Source organism: Kineococcus haloalkalitolerans, from assembly GCF_050871905.1.
Lineage (GTDB): Bacteria > Actinomycetota > Actinomycetes > Actinomycetales > Kineococcaceae > Kineococcus.
The window spans coordinates 1-10032 of sequence record NZ_JBJLSH010000079.1 but is presented as its reverse complement, the minus strand read 5'-3'; the positions used below and the strand labels follow the sequence as shown (position 1 = coordinate 10032).

Annotated in this window: 9 protein-coding genes; 6 read left to right on the top strand and 3 right to left on the bottom strand. The window is 77.5% G+C overall.

Annotated features, from left to right (window positions below; all coding sequences use genetic code 11):
• Positions 1-141: 141 nt before the first annotated feature.
• Together ACRYMY_RS19095 and ACRYMY_RS19090 are read right to left on the bottom strand one after the other, a co-directional pair.
• Positions 142-1722 carry a methyl-accepting chemotaxis protein gene (locus ACRYMY_RS19095; RefSeq protein ID WP_432548799.1) on the bottom strand — a complete coding sequence of 527 codons (1581 nt, stop codon included), beginning with the start codon at positions 1720-1722 and terminating at the stop codon, positions 142-144.
• Between the two features lie 214 nt (positions 1723-1936).
• Positions 1937-2551: a PilZ domain-containing protein gene (locus ACRYMY_RS19090; RefSeq protein ID WP_432548798.1), complete on the bottom strand. Its 615-nt coding sequence runs from the start codon at positions 2549-2551 to the stop codon at positions 1937-1939.
• Positions 2552-2777: 226 nt separating this feature from the next.
• On the opposite strand from ACRYMY_RS19090, the gene ACRYMY_RS19085 reads away from it, so the two are divergent.
• Complete coding sequence (locus ACRYMY_RS19085; protein WP_432548797.1) at positions 2778-3398, top strand: hypothetical protein; 621 nt, start codon at positions 2778-2780, stop codon at positions 3396-3398.
• Between the two features lie 10 nt (positions 3399-3408).
• Here the strand turns inward: ACRYMY_RS19085 and ACRYMY_RS19080 are convergent, their stop codons facing one another.
• Positions 3409-5028: an MFS transporter gene (locus ACRYMY_RS19080; protein ID WP_432548796.1), complete on the bottom strand. Its 1620-nt coding sequence runs from the start codon at positions 5026-5028 to the stop codon at positions 3409-3411.
• Between the two features lie 172 nt (positions 5029-5200).
• Here ACRYMY_RS19080 and ACRYMY_RS19075 point away from each other — a divergent pair, with 172 nt between their 5' ends.
• The 5 genes from ACRYMY_RS19075 (at position 5201) to ACRYMY_RS19055 (ending at position 9962) form a co-directional block, all read left to right on the top strand.
• Positions 5201-5755, top strand: a complete 555-nt coding sequence (locus ACRYMY_RS19075; protein WP_432548795.1) for a TetR/AcrR family transcriptional regulator — start codon at positions 5201-5203, stop codon at positions 5753-5755.
• Positions 5756-6031: 276 nt separating this feature from the next.
• Positions 6032-7129, top strand: coding sequence for a glycosyltransferase family 4 protein (locus ACRYMY_RS19070; RefSeq protein ID WP_432548794.1), 1098 nt, complete (start codon positions 6032-6034; stop codon positions 7127-7129).
• A gap of 7 nt (positions 7130-7136) precedes the next feature.
• A complete protein-coding gene (locus tag ACRYMY_RS19065; RefSeq protein ID WP_432548793.1) occupies positions 7137-8303 on the top strand; it encodes a glycosyltransferase in 1167 nt (388 codons plus the stop codon).
• Between the two features lie 35 nt (positions 8304-8338).
• On the top strand, positions 8339-9076 hold the full coding sequence (locus tag ACRYMY_RS19060; RefSeq protein WP_432548792.1) for a hypothetical protein: 738 nt from the start codon (positions 8339-8341) through the stop codon (positions 9074-9076).
• Between the two features lie 211 nt (positions 9077-9287).
• A complete protein-coding gene (locus ACRYMY_RS19055; protein WP_432548800.1) occupies positions 9288-9962 on the top strand; it encodes a fasciclin domain-containing protein in 675 nt (224 codons plus the stop codon).
• The last annotated feature ends 70 nt before the right edge of the window (positions 9963-10032 follow it).

Genomic DNA, 10032 nt, shown 5'->3' with positions numbered 1-10032 from the left:
CCCCCCCCCCCCCCCCCCGCCCCCCCCCCCCCCCCCCCCCCCCCCCCCCCCCCCCACCCCCAACACGACGTTCATCTGGGTGTGTTCCCAACAAAGAACACGGAAGGGTGGAGCGGCGGGGTGGGGCGAGGGGCCGGCGGGTCAGCGGGTGGGGGAGCCCACGACGGCCTGCAGCTGCGCGGACGTCGCGGCCAGCTCGCGCGCGGCGGCGCGGATGCCCTCCACGTCGCCGGAGGTGCGCTCGGCGGCGGCGACGACACCGTCGAGCGTGCCGGTGATGACGCGGCCCGACGCGACCGCCGCGGCCACCTGCTGGCTCATCCCGTCGGTCGTGGCGGCCTGCTCCTCCACGGCGGCGGCGATCGTCCCCTGGTAGTCGTCGATGCGCCCGACGATCTCGCTGATCTGCCCGATGCGGGCGGCGGCGTCGGCCACGGCCGCCTGGATGGCGTCGATGCGCCCGGTGATGTCGTCGGTGGCGGCGGCGGTCTGCTGCGCGAGCTCCTTGACCTCCCCGGCCACGACGGCGAAGCCCTTGCCCATCTCCCCGGCGCGCGCCGCCTCGATCGTCGCGTTGAGCGCGAGCAGGTTGGTCTGCTCGGCGATGGCGGTGATCGTCTTGACGACGCCGCCGACCTCGGAGGAGGAGCGGCCCAGCTCGGCCACGGCGTGGCTGGTGTCGGAGGCCACGGCCACGGCCTCCTGGCCGATCTGCGCGACGGCCTGCGCGTTGCGGGTGATCTCGGCGATGGCGGTGCCCATGTCGCCGGCGCCGGTCGCCAGCTCGCCGATCCGGCCCGTCACGTCGACGGCCTCGGCGCTGACCCGCTGCGCGCGGTCGCTGGTGTCGGCGGCGCCGTGGGCGATCTGGTCGCTGGAGCCGACGAGCTGCGCGGCGGCCGCGTCCAGGTTCCCCGCGGCGGCGCGCACCTCGCGCACGACGTCGTCGGCGCGCGCCAGGGTGCCGTTGAGCGCCACGGCCAGCTGCTCCAGCTCGGTCTTCCCGCGGCCGGTGTCCAGGCGCGCGCCGAGGTCGCCGCCGGCGAGCGCGGCGGTGGCCCGGCGGATCGGCAGCACGATGCTGCGCCCGACGACCCACGACAGCAGGGCGCAGGCCAGCAGCACCAGCGCGCAGACGACGGCCAGCCGCTGCGCGTCGTCGAGGGCGGCGGCCGAGACGGTGTCGACGTAGACGCCGGAGCCGATGATCCAGCCCCACGGCTCGTAGCCGGCGACGTAGGAGACCTTCGGCTGCGGCGCGTCGGCACCGGGCTTGGGCCACTGGTAGTCGACGAACCCGGCCCCGTCGGCGCGCACCACGTCGACCATCTCCACGAACAGGCGCTTGCCGTCGGGGTCGGTCTTGCCGGACAGGTCGGTGCCGTCCAGCTCGGGCTTGACCGGGTGCATGAGCATGGTCGGGGTCAGGTCGTTGACCCAGAAGTACTCCTGGCCGGAGTAGCGCAGCGCCTTCACCGCGGCGAGGGCCTGCGCCTGCGCCTCCTGCTCGGTGAGCTCGCCGGCCCGCGCCCGCTCGCCGTAGCGCTGCACGACGCCGAGGGCGGTCTCGACGACCGCGCGGGTGGCGGCCTCGCGCTCGGTCGTGATCCGGTCGCGCACCTGCAGGGCGGCCAGTGCGGTGACGGTGACCACGCCGACGGCGGCCACCAGGACGATCACCAGGAGGCGGGCCGCGATGGACCGCCCGACGTCGCGCTTCACGTGTGCCCGCTCCTTCGCGTCCCGCGGGCGTCCCGGTGGACGTCCGCGGTGGTCCATCGGCACGGCGGGGCGGGGTCTGAAGCATGGCGCGCCTCCCGCCGTGGTCGCGGGCGCGTGAGCGCTCAGCCTTCCACGATCACCACGAGTCCCACCGTGATCTTGCAGGTAGTCCCTGCAAGATCACGGTGGGAGGCGGTGAGGTGGAGCGGGGCGGTCAGTCCCTCGGGCGGCGGGCCAGCTCGGTGAGGACGGTCCGCTCCAGCGCCTCGGCGGCGTCGCGGTCGAGCTCGACGAAGCGCACCACGGCCTCGCCGGTCTCGTCGTCGACGCGCAGGACGTGCCCGCGGGCGTGCACGTCGAGGCCCTCGTCGAGGTGCACGGAGACGTCGACCTCGGCGTCGACGGGCAGGTCGGCGCCCTCCAGCCGCAGGCCGGAGCGGGACAGGTCGACGGTGCGGGTGTCGGTGGCGGTGCCGTCCGCCTCGACGTGCACGGGCACGGAGGCGGGGGCGCGCACGGCGCCGCGGCGGGTCTCGGAGGCCAGCAGCATGACGCCGGTGAGGGCCAGCTCGTCGGCGCGGTGGGCCTGGGCGACGGCCTGGAAGACGGCGTGGGGGACGACGCCGCCCTCGCCGCCGGCGTCGGTGGCCACCCAGACGCGCTGGCCGTCGAGGGCGCGCACGGCGTCGGGGTCGGCGCTGACGTGGCTGGTGACGACGAGCCCGGCGGCGCCCGCGGTCCAGGAGCGGACGGTGCCGGTGTGCACGGCGGGGTCCCCCGGCCCCGCGGGCATCAGCGTGACCGTGGTGTCGACGGCAGGGCCGTCCATCATGAGCGTGCCGCCGCCGTCCATCCGTGTCCCCCCGCGTGCGCTGGTCGTGTGACTCAGTGACACGATACGTGACTGCCCGTGACGGCGCGAGTGTCCGCCGAGAACGGCTCACCCGTTCGGCCGCACCCGCTCCGGGCAGCACCCGGGCACCACCGGCCGGTAGCGTCACCCACCCGTCCCGCGAGGGTGACGGACCCGGAGGAGCCCGGAGGAGGAGTCAGCAGTGCTGCGTGTGCCCGACGCCGTGCTCACCGGCGTCCGCGAGGCCGGCCGCCGCGTCCCGGCCCGTCTCGGCGCGGCCGTCGCGTCGCGGTTGGGACGGCCCGTCGAGCCCGACCCCGGCGTCGACCCGGCGCTCGCCGGCTACCTCAACGAGCAGCTCGTGGCGACCAGCGCGCTCGTCGCCGAGCTGCGCCGCGCGGCCGCCGACCCCGACCTCGCCGTCGAGCGCCCGCTGCTGCAGCGCCTGCGCCGCGAGGTGGCCGCCGACCGCGCCGAGCTGCGCGCCGTCATGCAGGAGCGCTCGGTGCGCACCGACTGGGTGGCGCAGTCGGCCGGCTGGGCCGGGGGGCGCGTGGCCGCGGCGCTGCCGCTGCTGCACCGCCTGCCCGTCGTGGACCGGCTGCCGGTGGCCCGGCCCGCCCGCGACGGCGCGGCCGCGGCGCTGCTGCGGCTGGAGCAGCTGCACGTGGCCCTGACCCGCCGGGCCCTGGCCGCCGCGGGCCTGGCGACCGCGCTGGGCCGGCCCGTCCTGCCCGGCGCCCAGCACCAGGCCGACCAGGTGGCCGCCGCGCACCGCCGGTGCGCGCGGGCGCTGTTCGGCGCAGGTCCCGGCCGGCCCTGACGCGGCCCGCTCAGCCGCGGGCGCCGGCGCCCACCGCCGCGTCGGCGGGTTCGTCGGCCGCGGTGGTCTCCCCGCGCCGCAGCTGCCGGCGCACGAACACCGCGGCCGTCAGCGTCAGCGCGACCCCCGCCAGGGCGGTGGCGTCCACGCCGTGGGCGAAGGCCGTGCGCGCGGACTCCAGCAGCGCGGCCGCGTCGGTGCCGGCGAGCGCCCCGGAGACCTCGACGGCGCCGCCGAGCGTCTCGCGCGCCGCGGACGCCCGCTCGGCACCGGCGGCCGCCGGGACCTCCACGCCCGCCCGGTAGACGCCGGTGAGCAGGCTGCCCAGGACGGTGGTGCCGAGCACCGCGCCCACCTCGTAGGCCGTCTCGGAGATCGCAGAGGCGGCGCCGGCGCGCTCGGCGGGCGCGGTGGCCAGGATCGCGTCGTTGGTCAGCGTCTCGGCCAGCCCGGTGCCGGCGGACAGGACGACGAACGCCAGCGCGAGCTGCGCGGCGTGCCGGCCGGCGTCCGCCCCGCCGGGCCCCAGGGTGGCGGCGATCGCGTACCCGGCGGTGCCCAGCAGCAGCCCGAGCGGGATGAGCGTGGCCAGCCGGTACCGGCGCGCCAGCCGCGCAGCCAGCAGGCCCGCGGTGATGGACACGACCGCGCCCGGCAGCAGCAGCAGGCCGGCCGTGACGGGCCGCAGGTCCAGGACGAGCTGCAGGTACTGCGAGGTGGCGAACAGCATCCCGGTCATGCCGAGGATGCTCAGCAGGTTCGCCAGCACGGCGGCGCGGAACACCGGCACGCGGAACAGCCCGACGTCCAGCATCGGGTCGCGCAGCGACCGCTGGCGGCGCACGAACCACACGCCGACCGCGGCGCCGGCCAGCAGCGGCAGGAGCGCCTCGACGGCGGCACCGCTCTTGGCGACCGCCTTGATCCCGTACACCGCGCCGGTCATCGCGACGACGGCCAGGGCGGCGCTGAGCAGGTCCACCGGCCCGGGCGCGGGGTCCCTCGACTCGCGCACGAACACGGGTGCGAGCACGAGCAGCAGCACCATGACGGGCACGTTCACGAGGAAGACCGAGCCCCACCAGAAGTGCTCCAGCAGCCAGCCGCCGACGACCGGGCCCAGCGCCGCGCCGCCCGCGAAGGCGCCGGCCCACACGGCGAACGCGGTGCGGCGGCGCTCGCGGTCGGGGAACGTGCTGCGCAGCAGCGAGAGCGTGGAGGGCATCAGCGTGGCGCCGAACACGCCGAGGGCGGCGCGGGCGGCGACGAGCTGCTCGGCGCTGGTGGCGAACGAGGCCAGCAGCGAGACGACGCCGAAACCGGTCGCGCCGACCAGCAGGAGGCGGCGCCGGCCGAAGCGGTCGCCGAGGGAGCCCATGAGGATGAGCAGCCCGGCCAGGGCCAGCGGGTAGGCGTCGACGATCCACAGCAGCTGCGTGCCGCTGGGCGCGAGCGCCGTGCTGATCGCGGGCAGCGCGAAGCTGAGGACGGTCGTGTCGACGGACACGAGCAGCACGGGCAGGACGAGGACGGCCAGGGCGAGCCAGGGGCGGCGGTCCCCGGTGCCGGTGCGGCGGGGCGCGGGCACGTGCCGGGGCGTGGGGTTCTGGGGCGTGGGCTGCAGGGGCATGGAGGGTGTCCAGGGCCGCGCGGCGGGCCGGTGGCGCCGCGCTGGCCCGTCGAGGTGCGTCGACCGGCTGGACGGCGGGCTCCCCGGCGTGCGCGGGGGAGTTTCTGCACCGTCTGGACGGTAACTGTACCGACTGGACGGTCCCGCTGGCCAGCCGATTACCCTGGAGCCCGTGCCGGCCCCCGCGACACCCCTGCCCACCACCCGCGAACGGCTCCTGGACGCGTTCGCGGCCGTCGTCGTCGCCACCGGCCCGCGCTCGGCCACCCTGGAGGCCGTCGCCGCCGAGGCGGGCGTGTCCAAGGGCGGGCTGCTGTACCACTTCGCCACCAAGGACGCCCTCGTCGACGCCCTCCTGGCGCGCGCCGAGCGCGTGGTCACCGACGACCTGGCCGCCATGCGCGCCGCCCCCGAGGGCGCCGCCGTCTACTACGTGCGCACGTCGCTGGCCCCCGTCGACGACCCGCTGCACCGCGCGATGGTGGCCGTGCTGCGCCTGGCCCAGGACGGCGATCCGCGCGCCGCGGCCGGCTACGCCGCCGCGGCGGAGTCCTGGCGCGCGCTCATCGAGGAGCAGGTCGGCGACCCGGCCCTGGCCCGCACGCTGCAGCTGGTCGGCGACGGGCTGTGGGGGCAGGCCAGCACCGGCGCCGTGCGCCCGGCGCTGGAGGCCGACCTCGACGGCGTCCTCGCCGTCGTCGCCCGCCTCGCCCCGCCGCGCCCCTGACCTCCCCGTCCTCGCGCCCCGCCCTGACGCACCCCCTCCGCCCGGACCCCGCCTCCTCCCGCCGTGATCTCGCAGGGATTCCCAGCAAGATCACGGAGGGCTGCGGACCGCGGTGACCGTGGACGGCTGAACGCTCACCCGTCCATGACCACCGCGGGGGTCGGGGTGGAGGCCGGCGAGGGCGAGAGCGGGCGGGGGAGAAGTTCGGGCAGCGTTCAGTCGCCCTCCGCGCCGTGATCGCCGGGCGGCAACGGCCCGACGTCCACCGTGGGGCACGTGCGCATCGCCGTGGTCACCGAGTCGTTCCTGCCGCAGGTCAACGGCGTCACCGGGTCCGTCCTGCGCGTCGTCGAGCACCTCGCCCGCCGCGGCCACGAGGCCGTCGTCGTGGCCCCCGGGCGCGGTCCCGCCGAGCACGACGGCGTCCGCGTCGTCCGCGTCGCCTCCGCGCCCCTGCCCCTGTACGCCGAGCAGCGGGTGGCGTACCCGACGTGGGAGCTGTCGCGCGCGCTGCGCGACTTCCGCCCCGACCTCGTGCACCTGGCCGCGCCCGCGGTCCTGGGTGCGCAGGCCGCGCCGCTGGCCCGCCGCCTCGGGGTGCCCGCCGTGGCCGTCTACCAGACCGACCTGCCCGGCTACGCGGCCCGCTACGGGCTGACGGGCCTGACGCGCGCGGCGTGGCGGTGGGTGCGCCGCGTGCACGGCATGGCCGCGCGGACCCTGGCGCCCAGCCGCGCCGCGTGCGAGCAGCTGCGCGACCACGGCGTCGACCGCGTCTCGCGCTGGCCGCGGGGGGTGGACCTGCAGCGCTTCTCCCCCGGCCACCGCGACGAGGACCTGCGCCGCCGCCTGGCCGGGCGCGGGGAGGTCCTCGTCGGCTACGTCGGCCGGTTGGCGCCGGAGAAGGAGCTGGGCCTGCTGGCGGCCGTGCAGTCCCTGCCGGGGGTGCGGCTGGTCGTCGTCGGTGACGGGCCGGCGCGCGCGCAGCTGCAGCGGCTGCTGCCGCGCGCCCGCTTCCTGGGGATGCTCGGCGGCACGGACCTGTCGGCGGCGTTCGCCTCCCTGGACCTGTTCGTCCACACCGGCCGCGCGGAGACGTTCTGCCAGGCCGCGCAGGAGTCCCTGGCCAGCGGGGTGCCGGTGGTCGCCCCCGCCGCCGGCGGCCTGCTGGACCTGGTCGAGCCGGGCGTCAACGGCACCCTGTTCGCGCCGGGCTCGGCGGGGGACCTGCGCCACCACGTCGCGGCGCTGGCCGGCGACCCGGTGCGGCGCGCGCAGCTGGCGGGTGCGGCGCGCGCCTCGGTGGCGGGGCGGGACTGGGCCAGCGTGGGTGACGACCTGCTGGCCACCTACCGCGAGGTCCTGGCCGGGTGAGCACCCCGTGAGCGCCCCCGTGAACGCCCCGCGCACCGCGCTCGTCGCGAACTTCGTCGCCCCCGCCTCGGGGGGCGTGCGCACCCTGCTGCGCACTCTGGCGCGCGGGTACGCCGCCGCCGGGCACGACGTCCTGCTCGTGGTGCCCGGCGAGCGCGACGCGCTGCGCGAGCGCCCGTGGGGCACCGTGCGGGAGGTCGCCGCCCCGCGCGTGCCGGGCACGGGGTACCGGCTGCTGCCCGGGCACCGGGAGGTCGCCCGCGTGCTGGCCGCCTTCCGCCCCGACCGCCTGGAGGTGCACGACCGGCTGACGCTGCGCGGGCTGGGCCGCTGGGCCGGCGAGCGCGGCGTGCCGCACCTGGTGGTCAGCCACGAGCGCCTGGACCGGGTGGTGCTGCCGTGGCTGCCGGGCCGGCCGGGGCCCGGCTCGCCCGTCGCGGCGCTGTGGCGGCACGTCGCGGACGCCTCCAACCGCCGGCTCGCGGCGCGCTTCGACGCCGTCGTGTGCTCGACGGCGTGGGCGGCGGAAGAGTTCGCGCGGCTGCCCGGCGCGGTCGTGCACCGGGTGCCGCTGGGCGTGGACCTGGACCGGTTCGCGCCGCGGCTGCGCTCGGGCGGCGGCACCGCGCAGCTCGTCGTGGCCAGCCGCCTGTCGCGGGAGAAGCGCGTGGACCTGGCGGTGGACGCGGTGGCCGAGCTGGTGCGCGACGGGCGGCGGGTGGAGCTGCTGGTGGCCGGCGACGGGCCGGAGCGGGCGCGGCTGCAGCGGCGCGCGCGGGGACTGCCGGTGCGGTTCCCGGGGTTCCTGCGCGGGCGGGACGAGGTGGCGCGGGCGCTGGCGCGCGCCGACGTGGCGCTGGCGCCGGGGCCGGTGGAGACGTTCGGGCTGGCGGCGCTGGAGGCGCTGGCGTGCGGGACGCCCGTCGTCGCGCACGCCGGGTCGGCGGTGGGCGAGCTGCTGGGCCCGGGGGCCGGGCTGACCGCGGACGGGGAACCGGTGGCGCTGGCCGCGGCGGTGTCCGCGGTGCTCGACGGGGCGGCGGACCGGTCCGCGGCGCGGGCGCGCGCGGAGCAGTTCCCGGCCCGCCGCACCGTGGAGGAGTTCCTCGCGGTGCTGCCGGTGGGCAACTCCCCGCGCGGGGGGTCCGCGCGGGGTTACCCTGCGGCGTCCTGACGTCGCGGGGGTGGCGCGGGGCTGGAGGAGGGACCGTGGTGGGTCGGGTGCCGGGACGCGCGGGAGCGCTCGTCGCCGCGGTGCTGCTGGTGGGGACCGCGTGCGGGACCGCCACGTCACCGGGGTCCCCCGGGTCCCCGGGGACCGCGGTCGCGGCCCCGGACGCCTGCGGCGACCTCGCGGCCTGCCGCCTGCTGGAGCGGGTCGACGTGGACGGCGACGGCGCGGCCGACGACGTGGCGCTGGTGAGCGCCGCGGCCCCGGGAGAGGGCGTGGAGGTGCGGGTGGCGACGGCCGCCGGCGCGCTGGTGACGCGGGCGGTGCCGGTGGACGAGTGGGTCGGCGACGGCCTGGGCGCGGACGCCTGGTGGGGCTCGACCGCCCTGGACGGCGAGGCGGGCGAGGAGCTGCTGCTCCTGTCGACGGTCGGCGCGCACACGTCCTGGTTCACGGTGCTCACCTGGCGCGACGGCGCGCTGGAGGTGCTGCCGGCGCCGGAGCCGGACGAGTTCTCGGGCGGGCAGCAGTGGTGGGTGGACGCCTCCCGCGCCAGCAGCGCGGGCGTGACCGTCGAGGAGCCGGGCGTGGTGACGTGGCGCACGGCGCTCGTCGACGACGCCCTGACCGGCCTGGACACCAGCGAGCGCACCTACCGCTGGGAGGAGGGCTCCTGGCAGCCGGTGGGCGAGGCGGTCACGGGCCGCTGGTCGCCGGACGAGCCGCTGCCGGAGGGCTTCCAGGGCTGGCACGCGCCGGGCTTGCCCGTCCTCTGAGGAGGGCACCTCAGGTCACGATCAGGTCACGGTCGGTCGATCGACGCATCCGCGGCGGGGTCCTGCCGCGAACCCCCGGTGAAGGACGCCGACCGGCGTCCGACCGCAGCGACCGGAGGAGCACCCCGTGACCCGAGCCAGCGACCCCGCGACCGAGCCGACGACCACCACCGAGCGGACCGTCACCGCCGTGCGGCCCCGCCGCCGGGTGATGTCCCTCGTGGCGCTCGTCAGCGCGGCCGGCCTCGGCCTGGCCGCCTGCGGCGGTGGCGAGGACACCGCCGCCACGGACACCACGACGACGTCCGAGGCGCCCTCGGAGACTCCCATGGAGACGCCCATGGAGGACATGGAGACCACCGAGCCGGGGATGGAGATGATGGCCGGCCCGGTGGGTCCCGGCTGCGCCGACTTCACCGAGCAGGTGCCCGACGGCGAGGGCTCCGTCGAGGGCATGACCGACGACCCGGTCGCCACGGCGGCCTCGAACAACCCGCTGCTGACCCAGCTGACGGCCGCCGTCTCGGGTCAGCTGAACCCGGACGTGAACCTCGTCGACACCCTCAACGGCGACGAGTTCACGGTCTTCGCGCCGGTCGACGACGCGTTCGCGGCGCTGGACCCGGCGACGGTGGAGACGCTGCAGACGCCCGAGGGCGCCGAGACGCTGACCACGGTGCTGACCTACCACGTGGTGCCCGGCCAGATGGACCCGCAGATGGTGGCGGACGCCGGCACCCTGACCACGGTCCAGGGCGGTGACCTGGAGGTCTCCGGCGAGCCGGACATGCTGATGGTCAACGGCGCGAACGTGATCTGCGGCGGCGTGCAGACCGCCAACGCGACCGTCTACCTGATCGACGGCGTCCTGATGCCCCCGGCCTGACCCGTCTGCTCGCCCGACCGACCGCCCCCTTCCCGCCGTGATCTTGCAGGGAGTCCCAGCAAGATCACGG